We start from the raw sequence: 26,034 nt of genomic DNA, 5'->3' as shown, positions 1-26,034 counted from the left end.
TGTGGGAGAAATCTGAAACTTACTGAACAGGGCGATCACTTGGGAACCGGAAACGCGTGCCATACTCCAAGGCACTCCGATCCAGACAGATGAAGCCGCACATGTACAAAGGATTGATTCGCGCCGTCGGCGCCTTGTTGACTGCTCTGGCCCTCTACAGCTTGCTGGGTTTTCTGATTTTACCGGGTGTCGCGCTGCGCGTTGCCAACCAGCAACTGGCCAACTACGCCACTACACCCGCCACGATCCAGCGGATCGAATTCAATCCGTTCAGCCTTGAACTGACCCTGTGGGGCTTGAACATCGGCGAGCCCGGCAAGGAGCAGGTCGGTTTCGAACGCCTGTACGCCAATCTGCAACTCGACAGCCTGTGGACCAAGGCGGTGCACCTGTCCGATGTCGAACTGGACAAGCCCAAGACCGAAATCCTGTTCGGCAAGGACGGCAAACTCAATCTGCTGGGGCTGTTCAAACTGCCAGCGAGCGAACCTACACCCGCCGACCCGGATGCCAAGCCGTTTCCGCTGCGCATCGAGCGGATCAAACTGGCCGGCGGCGCCGTGCACTTTGAAGATGCCCGGCCCAGCGAGCCCATCGAGTTTCTCTACGACACACTCGATTTCGAGTTGAAGAACCTCAGCACCCTGCCCGATGACAGCGCCGACATGACCTTGGTGGCCGTCGGCCCCAATGGCGGACAGATCGACTGGACCGGCAACTTCAGCCTGGTCCCGATCGCCTCCGAAGGTAAGCTGAAAATCACCGATGGCAAGATGAAAGCCTTCTGGCCCTATGTGCGCGACGCCGTGCCACTGGACCTCGAAAACGGCGTCATGAGCATCAGTACCGACTACAAATTCAGCCTGGCCAAGGAAACCGAGCTGCTGTTGAGCAATGTAGCGGTCAACATTGCACCCTTCGCGATCAAGGCCCCGGATGGTCGGCCGCTGGTGAAGCTCGAACGCCTGGACGTCAGCGAAACCACTGTAGACCTGGCCAAGCAGCAAGTGGTGGTCGGCAAGATCCGCAGCCATAAACTGGAAACCTGGGCCGCCCTGGAGTCCGACGGCCAACTCGACTGGCAGAAACTGTTCGCCAGCCAACCGTCAAAACCCGCAGCCAAAGCCAAGGCGGATGCCGAACCGGCCAGCGCCCCGGCGGCAGCTGACTCACCGAAACCTGAACCAGCCGCGCCAGACAAACCTTGGCAAGTGCTGCTCAAGGACGTGCAGTTGCGCGACTACCAGGTGCATCTGGCTGACCGCAAGGCACAACCCGCCGTCGCCCTGGATCTGAGCCCGCTGAACCTCGACCTGCAAAACTTCGACAGCCTCAACGGCTCGCCCTTTGCCCTCAAGCTCGATACCGGTGTGGGCAAGCAAGGCAGGATCATGGCCGAGGGCGAGGTCAACCTGGCCCCCGTCAGCGCCAGACTGAAGGTCCAGACCAGGGACATCGACCTGCGGGTCGCTCAGTCCTACATCACCCCGTTCATTCGCCTGGAACTGCGCAGCGGCATGCTCGGCAGCGATCTGGCGGTCGACCTGAAAAGCACCGAGCCCCTGGCCTTCAGCATCGCCGGCCGCGCCCAGGTCGATCAGTTGCATACCCTGGACACCCTGAAAACCCGCGACTTCCTCAAGTGGCAACAGGTCGTGGTCGAAGGCCTGAACTATCAGCATGGAGACAGCCTGTCTATCGACAAGATCAACCTGTTCCAGCCTTATGCGCGCTTCATGATCAACGATGATCGCACCACCAACATCGATGACCTGCTGATTCCGCAACCCGCGGACTCCGGGGCAAAACCGGCAGCGAGCAAGCCGGCCAGCAATGAAAAGCCGTTGGGCATCCACATCGGCGGCATTTTCATCAATGACGGTTCGGCCAACTTCGCCGACTTCAGCCTGACCCCGAACTTCGCCACCGCCATCCAGCAGCTCAACGGGCAGATCGGCACCATCGACAGCCGCCAGCCGAAACCGGCCGGTGTCGACGTCAAGGGCAAGGTCGATCGCTATGCGCCGGTGACCATCAAGGGCGCCGTCAATCCATTCGATCCGATGGCCAGCCTCGACATCGCCACCAGCTTCAAACGCGTGGAACTGACCACGCTGACGCCCTACTCCGGCAAGTTCGCCGGCTACCGTATCCGCAAGGGCCGGCTCAATCTCGATTTGCACTACCAGATCACCAAGGGCCAGCTCAAAGCTGATAACAAAGTGGTGGTCGAACAACTGCAACTGGGTGAAAAAGTCGACAGTCCGGACGCCGTGAGCCTGCCGCTGAAACTGGCGATTGCCTTGCTCAAGGACGTCGATGGCAAGATCTCCATCGAACTGCCGGTCAGCGGCGACCTGAACAACCCTCAGTTCAGCGTCATGCCGATTATCTGGCAGAGCCTGCGCAACCTGATCGTCAAAGCCGCGGCAGCACCGTTCAAACTCATTGGCGGGCTGGTCAACGGTGGTGGCTCGGAAGACCTGGGCAGCGTTTCATTCGCAGCCGGTTCCAGCGACTTGGGCAAGGACGCCGAAGGTGCCTTGGACAAACTGTCCAAAGCACTCAAGGAGCGCCCGGCCCTGCGCCTGGAAATCGAAGGCACCGCCGCCCAGAGCAGCGATGGCCCGCTGATCGCCGAACAACGCCTGGAGCGTGAATACCAGTACAACTACTACAAAATGCTCCAGCGCCGCGGCGACAAGGTCCCGGCCCAGGCTTCGTTGCTGGAAGTGCCGGACGACGAAAAAGGCCCGCTGCTTGAAGGTATCTACCGCATCCGCCTGAAAACCCAGCCCCCTGCCGAATGGAAGGACCTGGGCAAGGAAGAGCGCACCGCGAAAATGCGCGCCGAGGTGATCAAGTTCTGGAGCTCCAGTGACGTGCTGTTGCGTCAACTGGGCCAGGAACGCGCCAGCAGCATCAAGGATTACCTGGTCGACAAGGCGCAGCTGGAAGACGACCGGGTGTACTTTATCGACGCCAATCTGGGCGAGGCGCAAAGTGATGGTCGCGTGGTGACACCGATGCATCTGGATGCCGAGTGATGATTCGGTGGCTGCTGGCAGGCCTGGTTCTGGCGCTATCGATCAGTCAGGCCTGGGCGGCCGATACCCTGCGCTGTGGCAGCCAATTGATCAGCGTCGGTGATCGCTCGAGTGAGGTCTTGCACAAATGCGGAGAACCGGTCAGTCGCGACCTGCTGGGTTACAAGCGCAGTGCCGATCGGCGCGAGGAGTTTCAGGTCGAGGAATGGACCTACGGACCGAATGGCGGGATGTATCAATACTTGCGGTTCGAAGGTAATCGGCTGAAGCAGATCACCAGCAAACGCGGCAACTAATTTGCCACTATCCAATGTGGCAGCAAGCCCGCTCCCACAATTGATTTGGCCCCGGCAAAAATGCGCGGGGCCCGTGACGGCCACATCCTTATGGCCCTTCGCATGAACACTGAGGTTGCAACAGACATAAGACTCGGCCCGTCTGTCGCGCCTTCTCCCGGTCCAGGCGAGAAGCTTTGCCTTACTCGGCTTTCAGGCCGTCAGCGGAGACCGCCTTGACGCCTTTGATTTTCTTGGTGATGGCCACTGCCATTTCTTTTTGCGAATCGGTCACGGCGGTGGTCGACGACAGCGATACCACGCCTTCGTTGGTTTCAACCTTGATATCGCTACCTGGAATACCTTTTTCGGTCATCAGGTCGGCTTTGACTTTAGTGGTGATCCAGGTATCGGAAGTAGCTTCTTTCGCTTTGGCCATTTCACCGGCAGCCAGCACCATTGGCGACTGAGTTGCCTGGGTGGTTTGAGCAAACGCGACGTTGGCCATGGTCAGGGTCAGCGCGGTCGCAGCAGCGGCAGTGATAGCGAACTTTTTCATACGAGTAACTCCTGTTTTTCGGAAAAGTCTGCCGGGTGCCATGTCGGCAGGGTTACCTGGGATATTGCGAACGCTATGCCAACTTTAAAGCAGAGAACAAAACCTGATAAATCAACAAATTATAAAATCAGCCAATTTTCGGAATCATGCAAAATGCACGAGACGCAGAAACGCAGCATGCAAGTTGCGGGTTTCTGGAAAGTTCCTAAGATCCTGAATTTCCGAGCTTTCTCTGTAGCTTTTGACGACGGTTCGATAAACAGGAAAAACCCCGCAATGGCGGGGATTTGATTCAGCTATTCATGTCGCGGAACCGGAACACCCTTTGGGCAAGTAATCCGGGGAAACGCTGCTCTTACATGACCAGCCTTTGGTTTCGTCCCGTGTCAGGATAACGGTTTTGCCCTGGACCACCCCCGGGGCATTGTGCAACGTACATACGATTGATCCCGCCCCCTCCGCAGTTGAAGCCGTCACAGACAGGGCGCAGTGGTTGGTCGATGTCGCGCCGGCGGGCGCCACGTTGGCAATTGTCGGGGTTTCCCCCTGGCTGATCACATCCTCGAACGGCACTTTCATTGCAGTCAGTTCGGCCAGCGCCGCCGTGACTTTGGCCCGAGCCTGGTATTTGGAATACATCGGCAGTCCCAGAGTTGCCAGGATCCCGATGATCGCCACCACGACGAGCAACTCGATCAGGGTAAAACCTTTTTGTTTGTTCATGTACAGGCTCCATGCATGAGTCGAAAGCTCATGACCTGCCCCATGGCAGCACAGCCTGTGCCAAGGCCAAAAGCCCCTGTTGACAGGGGGCATGGTGGCGGTAAAGCCCTTACCTATTACCAGGATCGGCACTATCTGACGTTTTTTGTCACCTTACCCTTGCGGGTTTGGCCCCGCCCCTTGACTAGGCTATAAGAGCAATTCAATTGGAATACCCAGGACTGAACATGGCGGTCAAGGCAGCGAAAGTCAGCGTGTATGCATGGGAAGGCATCGACCGCAAAGGCACAAAAGTGACCGGCGAACTCAGCGCTCAAAACCCGGCGCTGATCAAGGCGAAACTGCGCAAGCAAGGCATCAGTCCGGGCAAGGTTCGCAAAAAAAATCCGTCGATTTTCGACATGGGCAAGCGCATCAAGGCCCATGACATTGCCCTGTTCACCCGGCAAATGGCGACGATGATGAAAGCCGGCGTGCCGTTGCTGCAGTCCTTCGACATCATCGGCGAGGGCTTCGACAATCCAGCCATGCGCAAGCTGGTGGACGAACTGAAACAGGAAGTTTCAGCAGGCAGCAGCTTCGCCGCCGCCCTGCGCAAGAAGCCCCGGTATTTCGACGAGCTGTATTGCAACCTGGTGGATGCCGGCGAGCAGGCCGGTGCCCTCGACACCCTTTTGGAGCGGGTCGCGACCTACAAGGAAAAAAGCGAAAGCCTCAAGGCCAGGATCAGGAAAGCCATGACCTACCCGCTGGTAGTGGTGTTCGTCGCGGCGATTGTCAGCGGGATTCTGCTGGTCAATGTCGTGCCGCAGTTCGAATCCGTGTTCAAAGGCTTTGGCGCCGAACTGCCGGCCTTCACCGTGATGGTCATTGGCCTGTCGCAATTCATGCAGGCCTGGTGGTGGGTGGTCCTTGGCACGCTGATCACCATGGCCTTCGGCGTGCGCCACGCCCTCAGGACATCCAAGGCATTGCGTGACCGGATGGACACCTGGCTGCTGAAACTGCCGCTGGTGGGCCCCCTGATGCACAAGTCCGCCGTGGCCCGGTTCGCCCGTACACTGTCGACCACGTTCGCTGCCGGTGTACCGCTGGTGGAGGCCCTGGAATCAGTGGCCGGTGCGACCGGCAATATCGTGTTCAAGCGCGCGGTGCTGCGCATCCGGCAGGACATCTCGACCGGCATGCAATTGAATTTCGCCATGCGTACCTGCGGTGTCTTCCCGAACATGGCGATACAGATGACTGCCATCGGCGAAGAGTCAGGCACCCTGGACGCCATGCTCGACAAAGTCGCGGGGTTCTATGAAGACAACGTCGATAACATGGTCGATAACCTCACCAGCCTGATGGAGCCGTTCATCATGGTGGTGCTGGGTGTTATCGTCGGTGGACTGGTAGTTGCCATGTACCTGCCCATCTTCCAACTTGGCTCAGCGATCTGACATGCCCTTGAATGAAATTCTGATTCACTCTGCGCTGGCCTTTGTCCTTCTCGCAGGCATCACCGGCCTGCTGGTCGGCAGTTTCCTCAATGTCGTGATCTGGCGCCTGCCGAAAATGCTCGAACGCGACTGGCGTGAGCAGGCCCATGACATTCTCGGGCTGCCTGGCGAAACACCGCTGCCGACCTACAACCTGTTGCTGCCCCATTCCCAGTGCCCGCACTGCGGTCACCGAATCCGCGCCTGGGAAAACATCCCGCTGCTCAGTTATGTATTTTTGCGCGGGCGCTGTTCGGCCTGTGCGGCGGCAATCAGCCCGCGCTATCCGTTGACCGAACTGGCCTGCGGGCTGTTGTCGGCGTTTGTTGCCTGGCACTTCGGCTTCGGTTGGCCGGCCGGCCTGGTGCTGGTCCTGAGCTGGGGCTTGCTGGCGATGAGCCTGATCGACGCCGAACATCAGATATTGCCGGACGTACTGGTGCTGCCGTTGATGTGGCTGGGGTTGATCGTCAACAGTTTCGGCCTGTTCGTGTCGTTGCACGAGGCGCTTTGGGGCGCGATTGCCGGCTACGGCCTGCTGTGGTCGGTGTTCTGGCTGTTCAAACTGATCACGGGCAAGGACGGCATGGGCTACGGAGATTTCAAGCTGCTGGCGATGCTGGGCGCCTGGGGTGGCTGGCAGATTCTGCCGCTGACCATCCTGCTGTCCTCGCTGGTGGGTGCCATTATCGGGCTGATGATGCTGCGCTTGCGCAACGCAAAAACCTCGACGCCAATCCCTTTCGGCCCCTATCTGGCCATTGCCGGCTGGATTGCGTTGCTCTGGGGTGGTCAAATAACCGACCTCTATTGGCAGTTTGTCGGTTTGAAATGAATAGCCCTGTGGAAAAACCCTGGATTCTCGGCCTGACCGGCGGCATCGGCAGCGGCAAAAGTGCGGCCGCCCAACACTTCATCGATCTGGGCGTGCATGTGGTCGACGCCGATCATGCCGCTCGCTGGGTAGTTGAACCTGGCCGCCCGGCACTGGCACAAATCGCCGAACACTTCGGTCCCGGCGTGTTACAGGCCGACGGGCAACTGGACCGCGCCGCGCTACGCAAATTGATCTTCGAAGTGCCTGAAGAGCGCCGCTGGCTGGAAGCCCTCCTGCATCCGTTGATCGGCGAGGAGATCGCTCACCACTTGGCGCTGGCAAAATCGCCTTATGCGATTCTGGTTTCGCCGCTGCTGATCGAGTCCGGGCAATACGCCATGACTCAACGGGTGCTGGTGATCGATGCCCCCGAACAATTGCAGATCGAACGCACCCTGCAACGTGACCAGACCAGCGAGCAGCAAGTCCAGGCGATCCTCAAGGCCCAGTCCTGCCGCCAGGATCGCGTGAGCCATGCCGACGACGTCGTGGTCAATGACCGCGACCTCGCCTGGCTGTACAGCGAGGTCGAACGCCTGCATCACTTTTATCTTTCTTTGCGTGGAGGCCAGTCATGAGCCAACCAACAACCGTCGAATGCCCAACCTGCGGCGCCCCCGTGGAATGGACCGCCGAGAGCAAATACCGGCCATTTTGCTCCGACCGCTGCAAACTGATCGACCTGGGCGCCTGGGCGTCAGAAGAGCACAAGATTCCAGTGCCTCCCGATGCCGAGGACGAGATGTTCAGCGGCGACTTCGACCCGCGCCACTGATCCATCGAGACGGCGATTCCAGGCTTTGCGTGGATCAGGACTTGGGATCGTCGTCCTTCCAGGGAGCCGAGAGATAGCGTGTGCGGTTGAACGTCTCCAGCCACTCCGGACAAAACACCACCAGCGCACTGACGATCATGCCGTTGATAAACGCTTCGGGAAAAATGATCAGCCACAGATATCCGACAAAATCTTCCAGCCAGTACGGCATGGCAAAACGCTCGTCGAACCATAACAACCAAAGCGCCAGCAGCAGACACAGCAACGCCGACAGCGCCGCCGCAAAGAAGCCGGACACGAAGATATACACGAAGGGATTTCGTGGCTGCGCACGCTCCACCAGAATGGCGCAGCACTCAGTGACCAGCACCGGCAATGCGATCAGCAGCGCACCATTGACCCCAACCGCCGCCAGATCCTGTCGACCGAGCAACACCAGCCCCGTTTGCGCCACCAGGCCGCCAACCAGCGCCAGCGGCCAGTCCAGCAACAGGGTCACCGCCGTCATGCCGATAAAGTGATAAGACACGCCGGTATCGAAGTCCCGCCGCACCAGCCACAACAGAAACAGCGCAAACACCGTTCCAAACAGCAGATGCTGACGACGGCTGTCGGTGAATAGCTCAACCCACGGCGCGCGACAGATGGCCCAGATCAACACCGGCACATAGATCAGCCAGCCGACCGCAAGGGTTTGCGATGACAGCAACTCTGCACCGATCATGGCTACGCGCGTCTCCCAGGCGAAGAACAACAGACACTTAGTCTACACCGACGCTCGCCTGCCCTTCGACTTCAAGCCCAATGCCGCAGATCGCTCATCACCGCGTCATGTTCGGCGAACAGCTTCGGGAGCTCGGACTTGAGAAAGTCCACCCAGGTGCGCACCTTGGCATCGAGAAAGCGTCGCGAAGGATACAGCGCATACACATTGCGTTCGCGCAGGCGCCATGCCGGTAACACGCGCAGCAAAGTGCCGTCGCTCAAGGGCCGCGTCGCGGTGTAGAACGGCAGCAGGCTGATGCCCATGCCCGCCTCCGAAGCCTTGACCATCGACTCGGCAACATTGCACTGAAAGGTCTTGGCCGGGCTGACGGCGTGCTCGCCGTGCTCATCCTGGAAAACCCATTGATCGCTGTACAACGGGTCGAGCATGCGCAGGCACTGATGATCGCTCAGCGCCTGCGGCTGCTGCGGCACGCCCCGGCGTTGCAAGTAAGCCGGGGAGGCACAGGGCACGCTGTAGATCTGCCCGATGGCCTGCGCAACCATTTGCGAGTCGGCCAGTTCCGCAGCGATAGAAATCACCACATCGTGCCCTTCCTCCAGCGGATCGGGATTGCGCTGCGACAAGGTCAGCTCGAACACCACATCGGGATAAAGCTCGCTGTAGCGGGCGATCAACGGCGTGAGCAGCACACCCAGACCGTTCATGCTGTGCACCCGCAGGCGTCCGGCCGGATTGATATGAGCGCCACGAGCCTCGGCCGTCGCCTCATCCATGGCTTCGACGATTTGCCGGCTGCGCAGCAGGAAGCGCTCGCCGGCGTCGGTCAGGCTCAAGCGTCGCGTGGTGCGTTGCAGCAGACGCGCCTGTACATGCTCCTCCAGATCCGCCACCAATCGGGATACCTGCGCGGTTGACAGATCCAACGCATCGGCAGCCCCGGTGAAACTGGCGCAGTCCACCACCCGGATGAACACGCGCAAGTTGTTAAGCACATCCATAAGCCCCCCTCGGGCGATGACTGTTACGTTTTATGTAAGGCTGCATCCGGCGTTCGCCCCTTTATCTGTCGGTGGCAAAGACTAAAATTCAAACATCAAAACCGACACGGAGCACGCCAACATGAAAGCGTTGATCAGCCTGCTGCTGAGCGTCATCGCCACCTCGGCCATAGCCGCCGACAACGAGCCCCTCGCAGTCCTGTACAACCCGGCGCAGCCACTGGACATCGCCAAGGTGGTTTCCGTCTCGGACACCGCGACCGCGTGCGGGGTTGTCCCGGCGACCATGGTGTATGTCGATCATCAGGGCCAGACCCGACGCGTCACCTACGAAGTCATCGGTGATTGCACCAGCAACCTGTGATCAGGCGCTCATAGCAGGGTCCACGTGTAGCTAAGGATCAGGCGGTTTTCATCGATATCACTGCGGTAGTTGGAACGCGCCATTGCATTGCGCACGCGAATCCCCAGGCCTTTGAGACTGCCGCTTTGCAGCACATAGCCAATATCCAGATCGCGTTCGCGGTCCCTGCCTTCAAACCCCTTGCCGGTATCGACGTTATTGCCGGTGATGTAACGCACGGTGCTGGTCAGCCCCGGCACGCCGAGCGCCGCGAAGTCGTAGTCGTAGCGCGCCTGCCAGGAGCGCTCATCGGTGAAGGCGAACTCGTAGGTCGGCACTTCGTTGCCCAGTGGTGAGATGTTGGCAAACACCCGTGGGAACGCGCTGTCACCGAACATGCCTTGATAGCCGACGTAAAACGTATGGCCGCCACGCTTGGCCGACAGCAACGAGAAGAACGCCTGGTTGTCGATATTGCCCAACAGCTTTTTGCCATCCTCGCGGGAATCGAAGTAACCGAGATTGGCGCCGAGGATCCAGTCGCCCACCGGTTCGCTGTGCTTGAGGCCCAGGAAGCGCTGGTTATAGATGTCTTCCAGTTGCCCGTACCAGGCGCTGACCGAGCTGCGTTTGTCGTTGAATGCATAATCGGCGCCGGCAAAATTGAAACCGTCACTGCTGACCTGGCGCTGCGGCACATGGCCGAGCATGGCTTGCATCTTTTCGTCGCCGGCCTCGTTGCGCAGGCTGGTCGAACTCAAGTGACCGCCCTGCAGGGTCAGGCCATTGATCTCGTTGGAGGTGATGCTTGCGCCCTGATAACTCGGCGGCAGCAGACGAATATCGCTGAACACCAGCACCGGCAAATTGGGTTGCAACTCACCAACTTTCAGCTCGGTCTTTGAGTAACGCATCTTCAACGCGCCTTCCAGACGGCTGTAATCGTTCGCCGCGCGGCCATCGTCCTGCACCGGTAGCAAACCGGTATTGACCCGGTCCGGGGCGCTGTCGAGCTTGAGGCCGAGCAGGCCGATGATATCCACCCCAAAACCGACGGTGCCCTGGGTGTATCCGGACTTCACGTTGAGGATGAAACCCTGGGCCCACTCTTCAGCCTTCGATTGCTGGTTGGCGCCGACGATGTCGGAATAGTCGCGGCTGAAGTAGTAATTACGTGCTTGCAAGGTGGCGGTGGTGTCTTCAATAAATCCACTTTCGGCGGCCATCGCGCAGCTGGAAAAACTCGAGACGACAGCCATGGACAACACCGAACCGGTTGTTGGGAGATTCTGTTTCATCGTTTTTCTCTTATTGTTATTGATCGACAGGTTGAAGTGCTTCAGCAGTAACGGATTCGGGGCGACGGGCGCTCAACAGCACATGGGTGACCATGCCGAAAATCAGCCCCCAAAATGCGGCGGACAATCCAAACAGCGACATGCCCGAAGCCGTGACCAGAAAGGTCACCAGTGCGGCTTCACGATCGCTCGGCACAGCCATCGCGCCCGTTAACGCGCCGGCAATGGCGGCGAACAAGGCCAGCCCGGCCAGTGCTGCGATCAACTCTTTGGGGAACGCGGAAAACAGCGAGACCAGCGTGGCGCCGAAGATCCCCAGCAGCAGGTAACACAGGCCGCCGACGACCCCGGCCACGTAGCGCTTGCGAGGATCTTCGTGGGATTCGCGACCCGTGCAGATCGCCGCGGTGATCGCCGCCAGATTCAGTCCATGGCAACCAAACGGCGCCAGCAATGCCGCGCACAGCGCGCTACTGGCGATGATCGGGCTCGCCTGCGTCGGATAACCGCTGGCGCGCAGCACCGCCATGCCGGGCACGAACTGACCGGTCAGCGCCACCATCACCAGCGGCAAGGCGATGTTCAGGATCGCGCCCAGGCTGAACTCGGGCGAGATCCACACCGGCGTGGCCAGGCCGATCACCAGTGCTTCACGATGCAAATCACCGGTGAACGCGGCAATCGAACAGCCCACCAGCAGCACCATCATCACTGCATAACGCGGCATCACACGCTTGCAGATCAGGTAGCAGGCAAACATCGCCAGGACCAGCAACGGCTTGTGCTGCATCGACACGAACAATCCGGTGCCGAAACTGAACAGGATCCCCGCCAGCATCGCCGCCGCGATGGCCGCGGGCAGCTTGCTGATGATCCGGTCGAAAGCCCCCGAGATGCCAACCGCGAAAATGATCAGGCTGCTGACCAGATAAGCCCCCACCGCCTCTGCCATGGAGATGTCCGGCAACAGCGTCACCAGCAACGCCGAGCCCGGCGCCGACCAGGCGATGATCACCGGAACGCGGTAGCGCAGGCTCAAACCGATACCGAGCACGGCGCTGCCAATGGAGATCGCCCAGATCCAGGACGACAACACTTCCCGCGAAAGATGTGCCGCTTCTGCTGCCTGAAAGATGATCACCAACGGGCCGGCATAGGAAATCACCGTGGCAATGAATCCGGCCACGGCGGCTGACACCGAGAAGTCCTGGAAAAACGCTTTCATGATTCAGGCACCGGTCGCTGACAGGGCAGGGTTGACTGCAGAGACGCTACGCCGGCTGCTGATGGCGAACACAGTCATGGCAAAGGCCGCCACCGCACCGGGCAAGGCAAACGCCATGAAGTTCAGTTGCAGCGGCAGGCTGATCCCGAGCAAGGCGCCGCCCAACAGAGGACCGACGATGGCCCCGTTGCGCCCAATGCCCGACGCCCAGCCCAGACCGGTTGAGCGAATCGTCATGGAATAAAACTGCGCGGCGCAGGCGTACAAGAGAATCTGCGAGCCAATGGTGGTGGCACCCGCAATGGCGATCAGCAGGTACAACACCGGCGTTGGGCTGTTGAAGCCCAACAGGGTTATCGACACCGCCGCCATGGCGAAAAACACCGCCAGCACTTTCGGCAGATTGAGTTTGTCGCCCAGCACCCCGCCACCGACCGCGCCGAAGATCGCCCCGAAGTTCAACACCAGCAGGAACGACAGGCTCGAACCCAGGCTGTAACCGGCGTTGGCCATCAGTTTCGGCAGCCAGGAACTCAACGCGTACACCATCAACAGGCAGCAGAAAAACGCCAGCCACAGCATCAGCGTGCGCAGCGCTCGGCCTTCACGGAACAGCTGCAACACCGGGGTGCCCGTGCCTTTCACTTCGGCCATGTGCATTTGATCGGACGTTTGCGCGACGTAGGCCGGATCGATGCGCTCAAGAATATTGCGCGCCTCTTCATTGCGCCCCTGACGCAACATGAAGCCCACCGATTCGGGCAGGAAATACATGATCAGCGGCAACAACATCAACGGCAGGACCGCCACGTAAAACACCGACTGCCAGCCGAAACTCGGGATCAACACAATGCCCAGTCCGGCGGACAGCATGCCGCCCACCGAGTAACCGCTGAACATGATCGCAACCAGCGTGCTGCGGATTTTTTTTGGCGCGTACTCGTTCATCAGTGCCACGACGTTAGGCATCACGCCGCCAATGCCGAGCCCGGCAATGAAGCGACAGAGGCCAAACTCGGTGGGGTTTCGGGCGAAACCATTGAGCACGGTGAAGCCACTGAAGAGCATCACGCAGATCGTGATGGCTTTTTTGCGGCCGATCCTGTCCGACAGCGGTCCGAAGAACAGCGCGCCGAACATCATGCCGAACAGCGCATAACTGCCCAGTGCACCGGCTTGCAAAGGACTGAGCCCCCACTCTTTCATCAGCATCGGCAAGACCACGCCGTAGATCACCAGATCGTAACCGTCGAAGATGATGATCAGGGCACACCAGAACAGCACCATCCAGTGAAAGTGGTTGAAACGAGCGTTGTCGATAACCTCATGTACGTCGATCTTGCGCATGGCATATATCTCTTGTTGTTGTTTTTTTAGAGCGTCGGTAACACGGCTTACGTCCGTACAGCCGAGGGTAGAGGCGCCCGATACGTGGCAATAGCCAGTGCGCGCAGATCACTATCCGTTTTGTGCAGGGCCCTGGAACGGGCATGGGAACGGAAGGCTATGAGCCTCTGCGACAAAATTGTCTTCTTTGCGATCACGTTTGAACGCTAAGCTTGGGCCTATGGATGACTCAGACTATTTACGCCTGCTGACCATCGCGGCCGAGCAAGCCAATGCGTTCCTGTCCAATGCCCGCAAATGGGAGCGTGAGCGTTGGGTGTGCCAGCGCCTGCTGCAAGGCTTGAACATTCCCTATCGTGCCGATGAATTCGCCCCCGCCGGGGAGCCGCCGGATGTGTTGTTTCGCGATGCCAGTTTCGAGGTGTTCTTCGTGCTCGACGAGGGCCGGCGCCTCAACGATGAATGGCGCGACGAACTGCAACGCCGGCGCAGCGCGTTTTCCCTGAGCCAACTGGTGCGCCGCGAGGCCAAGCCACGACGTATCCCTGCCAACGAGTTCTTGCTGCGATTGGCGCCGACTTTGCGCAAAAAAGCGCACAACTACAAAGAGCGCGGCATGGATCTGGGTGAGCTGGACATCATTGCCTTCGCCAGCCTCAAACGCGAAGTGCTGGACCTCAACAGCCATTTCCCGCCACCGACCGAATACCTGCGCCAGGGCTGGCGTTCGCTGTCGCTGGTCGGGCCGACCTTCGCCCGTGTGCTGTTCGCTCACCCGGATGCGCCGGATTTCCTGCGCAGCAACCTGGGGCGCAGCATTGTTTTTGATGTCGGGATCAGTCTGTGAGACTCGAGCCTTTCCCCGGTCAGCAGCTAAGCTTCGTTCACAGCTGAATGATTTCCCTGTAGCTTCCACACATTCAGCAACGTCTACCCCTGACGAGGCCCGATATGACCAGCCGCCTGAACCCCGACGACCAAAAGCATGTCGAAGAGTACCTGCAGTTGTCCCAGCACCAAGTCGAGCGCCGGCCTTTCCGGCCCTGGATGCTCCTTGTGCTGGTATTGGCAGTGACCATTGGTCTGGGCCTGTTGAGCCGACTTATCAGTTACCTGACGCTATGAGCTGCCTTGCGCTCGCGTGGGTAACGACGACAAAGATTTCTTTTAGCCTTGCGAGTTATCCCCATGTCCCATCGTATTGTCATTGTCGGCGGCGGCGCCGGCGGTCTGGAGTTGGCTACCCGTCTGGGTAAGACTCTGGGCAAGCGCGGCACGGCCAGCGTGATGCTGGTCGACACGAACCTGACCCACATCTGGAAACCGTTGTTGCACGAAGTGGCGGCCGGCTCCCTGAACTCTTCCGAAGACGAACTCAACTATGTCGCCCAGGCCAAATGGAACCACTTCGAGTTCCAGCTGGGGCGCATGAGCGGGGTCGATCGCGCGAAGAAGAAAATCCAGCTGGCCGCCACCTATGACGAAGCCGGCCTGGAACTGGTGCCGGCCCGCGAAGTGCCTTACGACTCGCTGGTGATCTCCGTCGGCAGTACCACCAACGATTTCGGCACCCAGGGCGCGGCGCAACACTGCCTGTTCCTCGACACTCGTAAACAGGCCGAGCGTTTCCACCAGCAACTGCTCAATCACTACCTGCGCGCCCATGCCGGGCAGACCGACAAAGTCGAGCAAATCAGCGTAGCCATCGTCGGCGCCGGTGCCACCGGGGTCGAGCTGGCCGCCGAACTGCACAACGCCGCCCATGAATTGGCGGCCTATGGCCTGGACCGGATCAAACCGGAAAACATGCACATCACCCTGATCGAAGCCGGACCACGAGTCCTGCCGGCGCTGCCAGAGCGGATTGGCGGACCTGTGCATAAAACCCTGGAGAAACTCGGGGTCAACGTCATGACCAATGCCGCTGTCAGCGAAGTGACGGCAGACGCCTTGATTACCGCCGACGGCAAAGTGATCAACGCTAGCCTGAAGGTCTGGGCTGCGGGGATTCGCGCACCGGGTTTCCTCAAGGACATCGATGGCCTGGAAACCAACCGCATCAATCAGCTGCAAGTGCTGCCGACCCTGCAAACCACTCGCGACGAGAACATCTTCGCCTTCGGTGACTGCGCCGCCTGCCCGCAACCGGGTAGCGACCGCAATGTGCCGCCACGTGCCCAGGCCGCTCACCAACAGGCTTCATTGCTGGCCAAATCGTTGAAACTGCGCATCGAAGGCAAGGCACTGCCGGAGTACAAGTACACCGACTACGGCTCGCTGATCTCGCTGTCGCGTTTTTCGGCTGTGGGTAACTTGATGGGCAACCTCACCGGCAGCGTGATGCTCGAAGGCTGGCTGGCGCGGATGTTCTACGTGTCGCTGTACCGCATGCACCAGATGGCGCTGTACGGGCCGTTCCGCACGGCGATGCTGATGCTGGGCAGCAAGATCGGTCGCGGGACTGAGCCGCGCCTTAAGTTGCACTAACACCTGTAGGAGCAGCCGGTCGACGCTCGATTGCTCGCGAAGAACCTGAGAGCGCCGCGTTAAACCAGAAACGCTGCGTTTTCGTTAACGATCTTCGCGAGCAATCGAGCGTCGACCGGCTGCTCCTACAATTGATTCGCGGCAAGCAATTAACAGACAAAAAAAATCCCCGTATCTTTCGATACGAGGATTTTTAATATGGTCGGGGTAAGGGGATTCGAACTCCTGACATCCTGCTCCCAAAGCAGGCGCGCTACCGGACTGCGCTATACCCCGGTAAAAAAAAGGCACCCTTGAAGGCGCCTTCTTCGATCAGCGCTTTTGGCCTCTGATCTTAAGATTCGATTCCAGCGTTAACTGGTTTCAAAAATGGTGGGTCGTGTGGGATTCGAACCTACGACCAATTGGTTAAAAGCCAACTGCTCTACCAACTGAGCTAACGACCCAAAAATGGTCGGGGTAAGGGGATTCGAACTCCTGACATCCTGCTCCCAAAGCAGGCGCGCTACCGGACTGCGCTATACCCCGGTTTGAAATTGGCTCCGTGACCAGGACTCGAACCTGGGACCCAATGATTAACAGTCATTTGCTCTACCGACTGAGCTATCACGGAACTACACATTTCAATTTACAACTTTGAAGCTTTACTGCGTTCTCTTCGACCCGTTCGCATCGCTGCGTTCGTGTGTCTGAGGCGCGCTATTCTACAATCTTCAGCACCTCTGTCAACCCCCTAAATTGCTTTCAAGTTAATGATTTGCAACTTATTTTGGATTCCTGCCTGGGGAGCGGAAACCCTGGCGGGTGACTGACTGCGGGGCGCACTTTACAAGCCTTTTCCTTTGAGTTCAACAGCCTAACGAAAAAAAGGCCTCACAATGCTAGGCCAGTTGTAGGAGCGAGCTTGCTCGCGAAGAATTCACGAGCGCCGCGTTGAGCCAGCCAACCCGCGTTATCGTTAACGACCTTCGCGAGCGAGCTCGCTCCTACAGGTGTGGTAGCGGGTCAGACGAAAACGATTTCGTCGTTTTCCACCACACCGTGAGCGGTATCGCCCGGCATGAATCGACCGGACAGGATCAGCTGCGCCAGCGGGTTCTCGATCCAGCGCTGGATAGCGCGCTTGAGCGGCCGTGCCCCATACACCGGGTCGTAACCGACCGCGATCAGCTTGTCCATGGCTTCAGGGCTGAGCTCAAGCTTCAGTTCCCGCTCGGTCAGGCGGCTGCGCAGACGACCCAACTGGATCTCGGTAATGCCAGCGATCTGATCTCGCGCCAACGGCTCGAAAATCACCACTTCGTCGACCCGGTTGATGAACTCCGGCCGGAAGTGGCTGGAAATCGCATCCATCACCGCTGCACGCTGCGCCTCACGATCACCGACCAGTTCCTGGATCTGCACCGACCCCAGGTTGGAGGTCATGACAATCACGGTGTTCTTGAAGTCCACCGTACGGCCATGGCTGTCGGTCAAACGACCATCCTCGAGCACTTGCAGCAAGATGTTGAACACATCCGGGTGCGCCTTCTCGACTTCGTCCATCAGGATCACCGAGTAAGGCTTGCGACGCACCGCCTCGGTCAGGTAACCGCCCTCTTCATAACCGACATATCCTGGTGGCGCACCGATCAAGCGAGCCACGGAATGTTTCTCCATGAACTCGGACATGTCGATCCGCACCATCGCCTCTTCAGTATCAAAGAGGAACTCGGCCAGCGCCTTGCACAGCTCGGTTTTACCGACACCGGTCGGGCCGAGGAACATGAACGAGCCGCTCGGGCGATTCGGGTCGGACAACCCGGCGCGGGAACGCCGCACCGCGTTGGAAACCGCCACAACCGCTTCGTCCTGGCCGATCACACGCTGGTGCAACAGGCTTTCCATCTTCATCAGTTTTTCGCGCTCGCCTTCGAGCATCTTCGACACCGGGATACCGGTCCACTTCGAAACGACTTCGGCGATCTCTTCTTCAGTCACCTTGCTGCGCAACAACTGGTTTTCGGGTTTGCCATGCTGGTCGACCATTTGCAGGCTGCGTTCCAGGTCCGGGATCACCCCGTACTGCAATTCCGCCATGCGGTTCAGGTCGCCTTTACGGCGAGCGGCTTCCAGTTCCTGACGGGACTGTTCGATCTTCTGCTGGATCTGCGCCGAACCCTGAACCTCGGCTTTTTCCGAGTTCCAGATTTCCTCGAGATCCGAGTACTCACGCTCATGACGAGCGATTTCTTCCTGCAATTTTTCCAGACGTTTCTTCGCCGCGTCGTCGCTTTCTTTCTTCAGCGCCTGGGATTCCACCTTCAGCTGAATCAGGCGGCGCTCCAGACGGTCCAGCACTTCCGGCTTGGAGTCGATTTCCATGCGGATGCGGCTGGCGGCCTCGTCGATCAGGTCGATGGCCTTGTCCGGCAACTGCCGGTCAGTGATGTAGCGATGGCTGAGCTTGGCTGCGGCAATGATCGCGCCGTCAGTGATCGCCACCTTGTGGTGAACCTCATACCGCTCCTTGAGGCCACGCAGGATGGCGATGGTGTCTTCTTCGCTCGGCTCGTCCACCAGCACTTTCTGGAAACGTCGCTCGAGGGCGGCGTCCTTCTCAATGTATTGGCGGTACTCGTTGAGCGTGGTGGCGCCTACGCAGTGCAGCTCACCGCGGGCCAGGGCCGGCTTGAGCATGTTGCCCGCATCCATCGAGCCTTCGCCCTTACCGGCGCCGACCATGGTGTGCAGTTCGTCGATGAACAGGATGATCTGCCCTTCCTGCTTCGACAGTTCATTGAGCAGGGATTTCAGGCGCTCTTCGAACTCACCGCGATACTTGGCACCGGCAATCAGCGCCCCCATGTCCAGGGACAACAGGCGCTTGCCCTTGAGGCCATCCGGCACTTCGCCATTGATGATGCGCTGGGCCAGGCCTTCGGCGATGGCGGTTTTACCCACGCCAGGCTCACCGATCAGCACCGGGTTGTTCTTGGTCCGACGTTGCAGCACCTGGATTGTGCGGCGAATTTCATCGTCACGGCCGATCACCGGATCGAGCTTGCCGTCTTCGGCGCGCTTGGTCAGGTCGACGGTGTATTTATCCAGGGCCTGGCGCGCCTCTTCGTGGTTCGGGTCGTTGACGGCCTCGCCACCGCGCAGGTTGTTGATTGCGTTCTCCAGGGCTTTCTTGCTCACGCCCTGACCGAGCAACAGTTTTCCGAGCTTGCTGTTCTCGTCCATGGCGGCGAGCAGCACCAGTTCGCTGGAGATGAACTGGTCGCCCTTCTGCTGGGCCAGACGATCGGCCTGATTGAGCAGGCGCGCCAGATCCTGCGACATGTTCACGTCACCGGTCGGGTTCTGGATTTTCGGTAGCTGGTCGAGCTCTTTGGTCAACTCTTTACGCAGGCTGTTGACGTCGAAGCCCACCTGCATCAGCAGGGGCTTGATCGAGCCGCCCTGCTGCTCGAGCAAGGCTTGCATCAAGTGCGCCGGTTCAATGGCCGGATGATCGTGACCGACAGCCAGGGATTGGGCATCGGACAACGCTAACTGCAATTTGCTGGTTAAACGGTCTATACGCATGGGTCACCTTCCTTTTGAGCAGGCCGGACCTATAAAACATCCTGAATGAAGAAACCTGCCAGATATCACAATAGATGTGGTCGATTCTGGGAGATTCAAGCGTCGGGACGTTGATGCAGGTCAGGGAAGCTTAGCGGGCGAGCCAGATCAGCGAGGCGAATCGACCGGTGCGGGACGCACGGCGATAAGAAAAGAAGCGAGGGTCGTTTACGGTGCAGAAACCACCACCATAGACAGCCGTTACACCACGAGCTGCCAGACGCAAGCGGGCCAGCATATAGATGTCGGCCATGAACTTGCCGGGGTTTTGGCTTGGCACGAAGGCTTCTGACGCTTGCGGCAACTGCTGCACGAAGGTTTCACGCACTTCCGGGCCGACTTCAAAGGCTTGCGGGCCGATCGCCGGGCCGAGCCAGACCAATACTTCGGCAGGCGGTACCGCCAGACTGTCGAGCGTGGCCTCCAGTACACCAGCAGCCAGCCCGCGCCAACCGGCATGGGCCGCCGCGACACGAGTACCGGCACGGTCACAAAACAACGCTGGCAGGCAATCGGCCGTCATCGCCGCACAGGCGATACCGGGTGTCGACGTCCAACTGGCATCGGCGGTGACCACCCGGCCTGGATCGGCATGGGCCACGACAATGCCGTGGACCTGCTGCAGCCAGGCCGGTTGAATGGAGAAATGATCGGTAAGACGACGGCGATTCTCGGCAACAGCTTCAGGGCTGTCTCCGACGTGATCGCCGAGGTTGAGGCTGTCGAACGGCGCCACACTGACGCCGCCCGCACGAGTGGTCACACAGGCCTTGACCCCGGCCGGCGCGGGCCAGTCAGGAATCAGCCAGTCACTCATCCGACGAACGCCTCGCGGTCTTGCTTGAGCAGGGTCAGCAGCCAGACGAAATCTTCCGGCAACGGCGATTCCCAGCTCATGCGCTTACCAGTGGTCGGATGATCCAGTTCCAGGAAACGCGCATGCAGCGCCTGACGCGGGAAGTTTTTCAGGGATTCGACCATGGTTGGGTTGGCGGCCGGCGGAATACGGAAACGACCACCGTAGGCGGGATCTCCGACCAACGGGTAGTTGATGTGCGCCATGTGTACGCGAATCTGGTGCGTACGACCGGTTTCCAGCTTCACCCGCACGTGGGTGTGGGAGCGGAAACGCTCGAGCACGCGGTAATGGCTGACGGCCTGCTTGCCACCTTCCATCACGGCCATGCGCTGGCGCTGCTGGCCGTGACGACCGATCGGCGCATTGATCTTGCCTCCGGCTGTCACCACACCGATCACGATGCACTCGTAGATCCGGCTGACGCTGCGGCTCTGCAACTGTGTCACCAACTGCGTCTGCGCTTGAATGGTCTTGGCCACCACCATCAGACCGGTGGTGTCCTTGTCCAGGCGATGCACGATACCGGCGCGGGGCACATTGATGATGTCCGGCACGTGGTGCAGCAAGGCGTTGAGCAGGGTGCCATCGGCATGACCGGCAGCCGGGTGCACCACCAGGCCCGCAGGCTTGTTGATCACCAGGATGTCGTCGTCTTCGTAGACGATGTCCAGGGCAATGTCTTGAGCGACCCATTCGCCCTGAGCTTCCTGCTCGGCAGTCAACTCAAGGATGGCGCCGCCATGGACGATGTCTCGCGGGCGGATAACCGCCCCATCCACAGTCAGGCGGCCGTCTTTGATCCAGGCGGAAAGGCGCGAGCGCGAGTGCTCAGCGAATAATTGTGCGGCGACTTGATCGAGGCGTTGGCCGCCCAATTCGGACGGCACCTCTGCGCGAAGTTCAATTTTATCGGACATGCTCAGACTAGGCGTCGGCACAGCCTTTGGTTTCGGCTGCGCGCTTGTGGTTAAATACGGCGTCTTTTGCCCCGAGGCTATTCAACGGGGCGTTCATCATAACAGGACGGCCACGCCCAAGACAGCGGCCGTCATAGGGACGCAAGCCGCCATGCAAGTGAAACACCTGCTGCTGATCGCCATCCTCGCATTGACCGCTGCTTGCTCATCGAAGGAAGTCGTAGACGAAAACCTCAGTGAAGTCGAGCTGTACCAACAGGCTCAAAACGACCTGGACAACAGTAGCTACACCAGTGCCATCGCCAAGCTCAAGGCTCTGGAATCGCGTTATCCGTTCGGTCGCTATGCCGATCAGGCGCAACTCGAACTCATCTACGCCAACTACAAGAACACCGAGCCAGAAGCGGCCAAGTCCGCTGCGGAACGCTTCATTCGTCTGCACCCACAGCATCCGAACGTCGATTACGCCTACTACCTCAAGGGCCTGACTTCTTTCGACCAGGACGTCGGCCTGCTGGCGCGCTTCCTGCCGCTGGATATGACCAAGCGTGACCCGGGCGCCGCCCGCGACTCCTATAACGAATTCGCCCAGCTGACCAGCCGCTTCCCGAACAGCCGCTACGCACCAGACGCCAAGCAGCGCATGATTTATCTGCGCAACCTGCTGGCGGCCTACGAAATTCACGTGGCCGACTACTACCTGACCCGCCAGGCTTATGTCGCCGCCGCGAACCGCGGTCGTTACGTGGTGGAAAACTTCCAGGAAACCCCTTCGGTCGGCGACGGCCTGGCGGTGATGACCGAGGCCTACCAGCGCATGCACCTGGACGAACTGGCTGCCACCAGCCTGGAAGCCCTGAAGCTCAACTACCCGAACCACCCGACCCTGGTCGACGGTCAGTTCGTGCCGACCGTAGCCGAAGCCGACAACCGTTCGTGGCTGAGCAAGGCGACCCTGGGCCTGATCGAGTCGCGTCCGCCGCTGCCACCGGGTGAAACCCGCGCCAACCAGGACGTCCAGAGGCAATTCCAGGACGCCAAAGACGCAATCCCGGCCGAGCTCAAGCCTAAAGACGACAATGGCGAAGCGGTCGAAGAAGAAAATCACGAAGCGCAAGGCAACGACAGCGACCGTTCGTGGTTCAGCCACATGACCTTCGGCGTGTTCGACTGACACCTCGGGTTGTGCAAAAAGGGAGACTTGTAGGAGCGAGCTTGCTCGCGATGGACGTCAACGTTAACGCGCTTTGTCTGAATAAACGCGTCGTCCTTGAGACCATCGCGAGCAAGCTCGCTCCTACATAAGCTATTAGGCTGTGCGCTGGCCATGTCCTTGGCTAAACTAGCTAATCACTAGTCAAAAAGCAGCACACCATGCTTCGTTTATTGTTCTGGATTGCCCTGATTGCCGCTGCAGTATGGTTCTGGCGCAAGTTCAAGGGGCAGGCATCCACCCCCAGGCCCCCTGCCGAACGGGAAGCGGCGCCCATGGTCCGCTGTGCCCATTGCGGCGTTCACCTGCCCCGTGACCGCGCGCTGAGCCACGACCAACAATGGTATTGCAGCCAGGCTCATCTCGAGCAAGACAAGGGTTCCAGAGGCCGCTGATACGCCACCCGAAATGACGGCCGATTGAGGACTATCGCACGCACTCAAGGAACTGAAAGGCGTCGATTGACGTCTGACGCAGATTATTCAAGATCACTCTCTGCGAATGAACCGGGTAATCGAAAACGTCCTCCACTTGTTGTGCCGCGAGCAAATGTCGCCGCCATGGCTCGACCTGAAATCACTGGAAATACTCGATAATGAAGCCCCAGCCCCCTATATCAAGGGCCTGGGGCTTTATCTGTCCGGCCAGCCGGACGAAAGCATTCTGTCCCGCCTAGACTTCAAGGCACGCCAGGAAAGCGGCTGCTTTTGTATCACCTATGCTCACGGACGGAGCCCACGTTGAACACGAGACCACGACAAAAAGTCTTGATCGTCGATGACGAGCCGGACATTCGCGAACTCCTGGAAATCACCCTGGGAAGGATGAGACTGGAGACGTTCAACGCCCGCAACGTTGGCGAAGCGCAATCCCTGCTACAACGCGAAACCTTCGATCTATGCCTGACCGACATGCAGTTGCCGGATGGTACTGGCCTGGAGTTGGTGCAGCACATCCAGCAATGCCACCCTCAGGTCCAGGTGGCGATGATCACCGCCTATGCCAGCCTCGAAACCGCGATCAACGTGCTCAAGGCCGGGGCATTCGACTTCCTGACCAAACCGGTGGACCTTGCGCGCCTGCGTGAACTGGTCGCCAGCGCCCTGCTGGTTCCTGCCCGCAGGATCGGCATCGATCGTCGCTTGCTGGGCGACTCATTGCCCATGCGCAACCTGCGCAAACAGATCATCAAACTGGCCAGCAGCCATGCGACGGTATACATCAGCGGAGAATCCGGCAGCGGCAAGGAGTTGGTCGCGCGCCTGATCCATGATCAAAGCCCTCGCACCAATCAGCCGTTCATTGCGATCAACTGCGCGGCAATTCCCTCGGAACTGTTGGAGAGTGAGTTTTTTGGCCATCGCAAAGGCAGTTTCAGCGGCGCCATCGAAGACAAACCCGGTCTGTTCCAGACAGCTCACGGCGGCACCCTGCTCCTCGACGAAGTGGCTGACCTGCCGTTGGCCATGCAAGTCAAACTGCTGCGCGCGATTCAGGAGAAAGCCGTACGCAGTGTCGGCGGGCAGCAGGAAGTGGCGGTGGATGTGCGCATTCTCTGCGCCACACACAAGGACCTTGGCGCCGAAGTCGCCGCCGGACGCTTTCGCCATGATCTTTACTACCGCTTGAACGTGATCGAACTCCGGGTGCCACCCTTGCGCGAGCGTCGCGATGACATCGAAATACTGGCCAGCCACATACTCAAGCGCCTGGCCGCCGATACCGGCCAACCTGCAGCGAGACTCCACCCCCAGGCCCTCGATGCACTGAAAAGCTATCGCTTCCCGGGCAATGTGCGGGAACTGGAGAACATGCTCGAACGGGCACACACACTGTGTGAGAACAAACAGATCGAAGCCGGCGACCTGCGCCTGGCTGAAGGCAACTGTGGAGCTGAAGGCGGCGTGCCGGACCTGACCCGGATCGACAACCTGGAAACCTACCTGGAAAACGTCGAACGCCAACTGCTGCTCCAGGCCCTGGAGGAAACCCGCTGGAACCGCACGGCGGCGGCTCAGCGGTTGAACCTGTCATTCAGGTCGATGCGTTACCGGCTCAAGAAGTTTGGACTGGATTGATGCTTTAAAAAGATCGCAGCCTGCGGCAGCTCCTACCTGGGAGCGTACATTCTGTAGGAGCTGCCGCAGGCTGCGATCTTGTCAAAGTCTTCCGGCAGGCGCATAAGGCGCCGGATCGATGATCGGCGCCCGGCCCAGCATCACATCGGCAAACAACTGGCATGACGCTGGCGCCAACACCAGCCCGTTACGGTAATGCCCGCAGTTGAGCCAGAGCCCGTCAAACCCCGGTACCGGGCCGATATAAGGAATGCCCTCGGGTGACCCCGGGCGCAATCCGGCCCAATGCCCCACTACTTCGGCCTCGGCCAGTGCCGGGATCAATTCCACCGCGGACGCCTTCAGGCTTTCCAGTGCCGACCCGGTCGGCGTCTTGTCAAAGCCTTCATGCTCCAGCGTACTGCCGATCAGTATGTGCCCGTCGCGCCGGGGAATCGCATAACGGCCCTTGGCCAGGACCATGCTCAGCAGGAAATCCGCCGCACACTTGTAGAGAATCATCTGCCCTTTCACCGGCTCGACCGGCAGCGTCAGATCAAGAAGCTTGAGCAAATCACCGCTCCAGGCCCCCGCCGTCAGGACGACTTGATCGCCCGCGACAGTACCTGTGGAAGTCTGCACGCCGACCACTTTATTACCGTCACGAACAAACCCGCTGACTTCGCACTGCTCATGAATCGTCACGTTCGACAGCGCCAGCAACGCGGCCTTGAGTGACTTCACCAATCGCGGATTACGCACGTTGGCGACGTCGGCCATGTAGATCGCCCGGGAAAAACCGTTGCCCAGCACCGGCACGGCGTCGTGGGCTGCCGAAATATCCACCGCACTCAATGGACGATTTTCCCGGGCGGCCCATGCCAGCGCTTCAGCCTCGTCATCCAGATCCAGCCAGTACAGACCGGTGGTGTGCACTTCAGGATCAACGCCGGTGGCGGCAAACAAGCGCTCGCCCAGTTGTGGATAGAAGTCCTGGGACCAGTGAGCCAACGCGGTGACCGCCGGGCTGTAGCGCCACGGGTAAAGCGGCGAAACGATGCCACCACCCGCCCAGGACGATTCCTGGCCTACGTTCGAGCGATCCAGCAGCACAACGCTTTGCACTTCGGACGCGAGATTGTAGGCCGTCAGCAAACCAATCACTCCACCGCCGACAATCACCACTTGCTGTTGCCTGGTCATGTTCTGAT

At 59.5% G+C, this 26,034-nt stretch carries 24 protein-coding genes, 4 tRNA genes and 1 pseudogene; 14 read left to right on the top strand and 15 right to left on the bottom strand.

Translation table 11 applies throughout. The annotated features are described in order from the left end of the window. Positions 1 to 89: 89 nt before the first annotated feature. Both C8K63_RS09415 and C8K63_RS09410 read left to right on the top strand, forming a co-directional pair. Complete coding sequence (locus C8K63_RS09415) at positions 90 to 3,047, top strand: DUF748 domain-containing protein (RefSeq protein WP_108216459.1); 2,958 nt, start codon at positions 90 to 92, stop codon at positions 3,045 to 3,047. Beyond that, positions 3,047 to 3,343 carry a DUF2845 domain-containing protein gene (locus C8K63_RS09410; protein WP_108216458.1) on the top strand — a complete coding sequence of 99 codons (297 nt, stop codon included), beginning with the start codon at positions 3,047 to 3,049 and terminating at the stop codon, positions 3,341 to 3,343. The genes C8K63_RS09415 and C8K63_RS09410 overlap by 1 nt, the downstream gene beginning before the upstream one ends. Before the next feature lie 181 nt (positions 3,344 to 3,524). Here C8K63_RS09410 and C8K63_RS09405 read toward each other — a convergent pair whose 3' ends face one another. Continuing rightward, complete coding sequence (locus C8K63_RS09405; RefSeq protein ID WP_108216457.1) at positions 3,525 to 3,881, bottom strand: BON domain-containing protein; 357 nt, start codon at positions 3,879 to 3,881, stop codon at positions 3,525 to 3,527. A gap of 300 nt (positions 3,882 to 4,181) precedes the next feature. Next, entirely contained in the window at positions 4,182 to 4,604 is a 423-nt protein-coding gene (locus C8K63_RS09400) for a pilin (protein ID WP_108216456.1), read from the bottom strand. Between the two features lie 227 nt (positions 4,605 to 4,831). On the opposite strand from C8K63_RS09400, the gene C8K63_RS09395 reads away from it, so the two are divergent. From C8K63_RS09395 to yacG, 4 genes are read left to right on the top strand one after another with little or no spacing between them, the layout of a single operon-like run. Further along, on the top strand, positions 4,832 to 6,049 hold the full coding sequence (locus C8K63_RS09395) for a type II secretion system F family protein (protein ID WP_108216455.1): 1,218 nt from the start codon (positions 4,832 to 4,834) through the stop codon (positions 6,047 to 6,049). A gap of 1 nt (position 6,050) precedes the next feature. Next, a complete protein-coding gene (locus C8K63_RS09390; protein ID WP_108216454.1) occupies positions 6,051 to 6,923 on the top strand; it encodes an A24 family peptidase in 873 nt (290 codons plus the stop codon). Continuing rightward, the gene (coaE, locus tag C8K63_RS09385) at positions 6,920 to 7,543 is read left to right on the top strand and encodes a dephospho-CoA kinase (RefSeq protein WP_108216453.1); all 624 of its coding nucleotides are present in this window, start codon (positions 6,920 to 6,922) and stop codon (positions 7,541 to 7,543) included. Before C8K63_RS09390 ends, coaE begins: the two co-directional genes overlap by 4 nt. Beyond that, a complete protein-coding gene (gene yacG / locus C8K63_RS09380) occupies positions 7,540 to 7,740 on the top strand; it encodes a DNA gyrase inhibitor YacG (protein ID WP_108216452.1) in 201 nt (66 codons plus the stop codon). The genes coaE and yacG overlap by 4 nt, the downstream gene beginning before the upstream one ends. 34 nt (positions 7,741 to 7,774) lie before the next feature. Here the strand turns inward: yacG and C8K63_RS09375 are convergent, their stop codons facing one another. Both C8K63_RS09375 and C8K63_RS09370 read right to left on the bottom strand, forming a co-directional pair. Then, positions 7,775 to 8,464 (bottom strand): energy-coupling factor ABC transporter permease, encoded by a 690-nt coding sequence (locus C8K63_RS09375; protein ID WP_007990394.1) that lies wholly within the window; start codon positions 8,462 to 8,464, stop codon positions 7,775 to 7,777. Positions 8,465 to 8,535: 71 nt separating this feature from the next. Then, positions 8,536 to 9,468 (bottom strand): LysR family transcriptional regulator, encoded by a 933-nt coding sequence (locus C8K63_RS09370; RefSeq protein ID WP_108216451.1) that lies wholly within the window; start codon positions 9,466 to 9,468, stop codon positions 8,536 to 8,538. A 121-nt stretch (positions 9,469 to 9,589) separates the two neighbouring features. Here C8K63_RS09370 and C8K63_RS09365 point away from each other — a divergent pair, with 121 nt between their 5' ends. Next, positions 9,590 to 9,832 carry a DUF2790 domain-containing protein gene (locus C8K63_RS09365; protein ID WP_108216450.1) on the top strand — a complete coding sequence of 81 codons (243 nt, stop codon included), beginning with the start codon at positions 9,590 to 9,592 and terminating at the stop codon, positions 9,830 to 9,832. Between the two features lie 8 nt (positions 9,833 to 9,840). Here C8K63_RS09365 and C8K63_RS09360 read toward each other — a convergent pair whose 3' ends face one another. The 3 genes from C8K63_RS09360 to C8K63_RS09350 are packed head-to-tail and all read right to left on the bottom strand — an operon-like array spanning position 9,841 to position 13,681. After that, positions 9,841 to 11,109: an OprD family porin gene (locus C8K63_RS09360; protein ID WP_108216449.1), complete on the bottom strand. Its 1,269-nt coding sequence runs from the start codon at positions 11,107 to 11,109 to the stop codon at positions 9,841 to 9,843. A 16-nt stretch (positions 11,110 to 11,125) separates the two neighbouring features. Further along, positions 11,126 to 12,334: a benzoate/H(+) symporter BenE family transporter gene (locus tag C8K63_RS09355; RefSeq protein WP_108216448.1), complete on the bottom strand. Its 1,209-nt coding sequence runs from the start codon at positions 12,332 to 12,334 to the stop codon at positions 11,126 to 11,128. A 3-nt stretch (positions 12,335 to 12,337) separates the two neighbouring features. Continuing rightward, on the bottom strand, positions 12,338 to 13,681 hold the full coding sequence (locus C8K63_RS09350; protein WP_108216447.1) for an aromatic acid/H+ symport family MFS transporter: 1,344 nt from the start codon (positions 13,679 to 13,681) through the stop codon (positions 12,338 to 12,340). A gap of 220 nt (positions 13,682 to 13,901) precedes the next feature. Here C8K63_RS09350 and C8K63_RS09345 point away from each other — a divergent pair, with 220 nt between their 5' ends. The 3 genes from C8K63_RS09345 to C8K63_RS09335 all read left to right on the top strand — a co-directional run bounded on the left by C8K63_RS09345 (position 13,902) and on the right by C8K63_RS09335 (position 16,168). Beyond that, positions 13,902 to 14,528 carry a DUF1780 domain-containing protein gene (locus C8K63_RS09345; RefSeq protein WP_007970534.1) on the top strand — a complete coding sequence of 209 codons (627 nt, stop codon included), beginning with the start codon at positions 13,902 to 13,904 and terminating at the stop codon, positions 14,526 to 14,528. A gap of 104 nt (positions 14,529 to 14,632) precedes the next feature. Next, positions 14,633 to 14,806: a DUF3094 domain-containing protein gene (locus tag C8K63_RS09340; protein ID WP_007970531.1), complete on the top strand. Its 174-nt coding sequence runs from the start codon at positions 14,633 to 14,635 to the stop codon at positions 14,804 to 14,806. 63 nt (positions 14,807 to 14,869) lie between these two features. Further along, positions 14,870 to 16,168 (top strand): NAD(P)/FAD-dependent oxidoreductase, encoded by a 1,299-nt coding sequence (locus C8K63_RS09335; protein ID WP_108216446.1) that lies wholly within the window; start codon positions 14,870 to 14,872, stop codon positions 16,166 to 16,168. A gap of 199 nt (positions 16,169 to 16,367) precedes the next feature. On the opposite strand, the gene C8K63_RS09330 is transcribed toward C8K63_RS09335, so the two are convergent. The 7 genes from C8K63_RS09330 to rluD form a co-directional block, all read right to left on the bottom strand. Continuing rightward, positions 16,368 to 16,444: transfer RNA gene (locus C8K63_RS09330), tRNA-Pro, on the bottom strand. A gap of 94 nt (positions 16,445 to 16,538) precedes the next feature. After that, positions 16,539 to 16,614: transfer RNA gene (locus C8K63_RS09325), tRNA-Lys, on the bottom strand. A 5-nt stretch (positions 16,615 to 16,619) separates the two neighbouring features. Then, positions 16,620 to 16,696: transfer RNA gene (locus C8K63_RS09320), tRNA-Pro, on the bottom strand. Positions 16,697 to 16,705: 9 nt separating this feature from the next. Beyond that, a tRNA-Asn gene (locus C8K63_RS09315) sits at positions 16,706 to 16,781 on the bottom strand. A gap of 392 nt (positions 16,782 to 17,173) precedes the next feature. Then, positions 17,174 to 19,738, bottom strand: coding sequence for an ATP-dependent chaperone ClpB (clpB, locus tag C8K63_RS09310; RefSeq protein WP_108216445.1), 2,565 nt, complete (start codon positions 19,736 to 19,738; stop codon positions 17,174 to 17,176). A gap of 130 nt (positions 19,739 to 19,868) precedes the next feature. After that, complete coding sequence (gene pgeF, locus C8K63_RS09305) at positions 19,869 to 20,594, bottom strand: peptidoglycan editing factor PgeF (RefSeq protein WP_108216444.1); 726 nt, start codon at positions 20,592 to 20,594, stop codon at positions 19,869 to 19,871. Then, a complete protein-coding gene (gene rluD, locus C8K63_RS09300; RefSeq protein WP_108216443.1) occupies positions 20,591 to 21,553 on the bottom strand; it encodes a 23S rRNA pseudouridine(1911/1915/1917) synthase RluD in 963 nt (320 codons plus the stop codon). Before rluD ends, pgeF begins: the two co-directional genes overlap by 4 nt. Before the next feature lie 151 nt (positions 21,554 to 21,704). On the opposite strand from rluD, the gene C8K63_RS09295 reads away from it, so the two are divergent. The 4 genes and pseudogenes from C8K63_RS09295 to C8K63_RS09280 all read left to right on the top strand — a co-directional run bounded on the left by C8K63_RS09295 (position 21,705) and on the right by C8K63_RS09280 (position 24,844). Then, a complete protein-coding gene (locus C8K63_RS09295; RefSeq protein ID WP_108216442.1) occupies positions 21,705 to 22,727 on the top strand; it encodes an outer membrane protein assembly factor BamD in 1,023 nt (340 codons plus the stop codon). 200 nt (positions 22,728 to 22,927) lie between these two features. Continuing rightward, positions 22,928 to 23,161: a PP0621 family protein gene (locus C8K63_RS09290; RefSeq protein WP_108216441.1), complete on the top strand. Its 234-nt coding sequence runs from the start codon at positions 22,928 to 22,930 to the stop codon at positions 23,159 to 23,161. Positions 23,162 to 23,231: 70 nt separating this feature from the next. Further along, positions 23,232 to 23,510: pseudogene (locus C8K63_RS09285) on the top strand (hypothetical protein); the annotation flags it as partial. Then, complete coding sequence (locus C8K63_RS09280) at positions 23,507 to 24,844, top strand: sigma-54 dependent transcriptional regulator (RefSeq protein ID WP_108216439.1); 1,338 nt, start codon at positions 23,507 to 23,509, stop codon at positions 24,842 to 24,844. The pseudogene C8K63_RS09285 and the gene C8K63_RS09280, both read left to right, overlap by 4 nt. 81 nt (positions 24,845 to 24,925) lie before the next feature. Here C8K63_RS09280 and thiO read toward each other — a convergent pair whose 3' ends face one another. Continuing rightward, positions 24,926 to 26,026: a glycine oxidase ThiO gene (gene thiO, locus C8K63_RS09275; RefSeq protein ID WP_108216438.1), complete on the bottom strand. Its 1,101-nt coding sequence runs from the start codon at positions 26,024 to 26,026 to the stop codon at positions 24,926 to 24,928. Positions 26,027 to 26,034: the final 8 nt, after the last annotated feature.

This window comes from Pseudomonas sp. GV085, assembly GCF_003050925.1.
Taxonomy (GTDB): domain Bacteria; phylum Pseudomonadota; class Gammaproteobacteria; order Pseudomonadales; family Pseudomonadaceae; genus Aquipseudomonas.
This window is presented reverse-complemented; position numbering and strand designations above follow the sequence as displayed.

Coding starts and splice junctions, on each gene's coding strand:
- C8K63_RS09335 (WP_108216446.1), top strand. CDS start 14,870: ATGTCCCATCGTATTGTCATTGTCGGCGGCGGCGCCGGCGGTCTGGAG.
- C8K63_RS09360 (WP_108216449.1), bottom strand. CDS start 11,109: ATGAAACAGAATCTCCCAACAACCGGTTCGGTGTTGTCCATGGCTGTC.
- C8K63_RS09365 (WP_108216450.1), top strand. CDS start 9,590: ATGAAAGCGTTGATCAGCCTGCTGCTGAGCGTCATCGCCACCTCGGCC.
- C8K63_RS09345 (WP_007970534.1), top strand. CDS start 13,902: ATGGATGACTCAGACTATTTACGCCTGCTGACCATCGCGGCCGAGCAA.
- C8K63_RS09370 (WP_108216451.1), bottom strand. CDS start 9,468: ATGGATGTGCTTAACAACTTGCGCGTGTTCATCCGGGTGGTGGACTGC.
- C8K63_RS09350 (WP_108216447.1), bottom strand. CDS start 13,681: ATGCGCAAGATCGACGTACATGAGGTTATCGACAACGCTCGTTTCAAC.
- C8K63_RS09390 (WP_108216454.1), top strand. CDS start 6,051: ATGCCCTTGAATGAAATTCTGATTCACTCTGCGCTGGCCTTTGTCCTT.
- C8K63_RS09410 (WP_108216458.1), top strand. CDS start 3,047: ATGATTCGGTGGCTGCTGGCAGGCCTGGTTCTGGCGCTATCGATCAGT.
- rluD (WP_108216443.1), bottom strand. CDS start 21,553: ATGTCCGATAAAATTGAACTTCGCGCAGAGGTGCCGTCCGAATTGGGC.
- C8K63_RS09405 (WP_108216457.1), bottom strand. CDS start 3,881: ATGAAAAAGTTCGCTATCACTGCCGCTGCTGCGACCGCGCTGACCCTG.
- yacG (WP_108216452.1), top strand. CDS start 7,540: ATGAGCCAACCAACAACCGTCGAATGCCCAACCTGCGGCGCCCCCGTG.
- C8K63_RS09415 (WP_108216459.1), top strand. CDS start 90: ATGAAGCCGCACATGTACAAAGGATTGATTCGCGCCGTCGGCGCCTTG.
- C8K63_RS09375 (WP_007990394.1), bottom strand. CDS start 8,464: ATGATCGGTGCAGAGTTGCTGTCATCGCAAACCCTTGCGGTCGGCTGG.
- C8K63_RS09400 (WP_108216456.1), bottom strand. CDS start 4,604: ATGAACAAACAAAAAGGTTTTACCCTGATCGAGTTGCTCGTCGTGGTG.
- pgeF (WP_108216444.1), bottom strand. CDS start 20,594: ATGAGTGACTGGCTGATTCCTGACTGGCCCGCGCCGGCCGGGGTCAAG.
- C8K63_RS09395 (WP_108216455.1), top strand. CDS start 4,832: ATGGCGGTCAAGGCAGCGAAAGTCAGCGTGTATGCATGGGAAGGCATC.
- C8K63_RS09340 (WP_007970531.1), top strand. CDS start 14,633: ATGACCAGCCGCCTGAACCCCGACGACCAAAAGCATGTCGAAGAGTAC.
- clpB (WP_108216445.1), bottom strand. CDS start 19,738: ATGCGTATAGACCGTTTAACCAGCAAATTGCAGTTAGCGTTGTCCGAT.
- C8K63_RS09290 (WP_108216441.1), top strand. CDS start 22,928: ATGCTTCGTTTATTGTTCTGGATTGCCCTGATTGCCGCTGCAGTATGG.
- C8K63_RS09355 (WP_108216448.1), bottom strand. CDS start 12,334: ATGAAAGCGTTTTTCCAGGACTTCTCGGTGTCAGCCGCCGTGGCCGGA.
- C8K63_RS09295 (WP_108216442.1), top strand. CDS start 21,705: ATGCAAGTGAAACACCTGCTGCTGATCGCCATCCTCGCATTGACCGCT.
- thiO (WP_108216438.1), bottom strand. CDS start 26,026: ATGACCAGGCAACAGCAAGTGGTGATTGTCGGCGGTGGAGTGATTGGT.
- coaE (WP_108216453.1), top strand. CDS start 6,920: ATGAATAGCCCTGTGGAAAAACCCTGGATTCTCGGCCTGACCGGCGGC.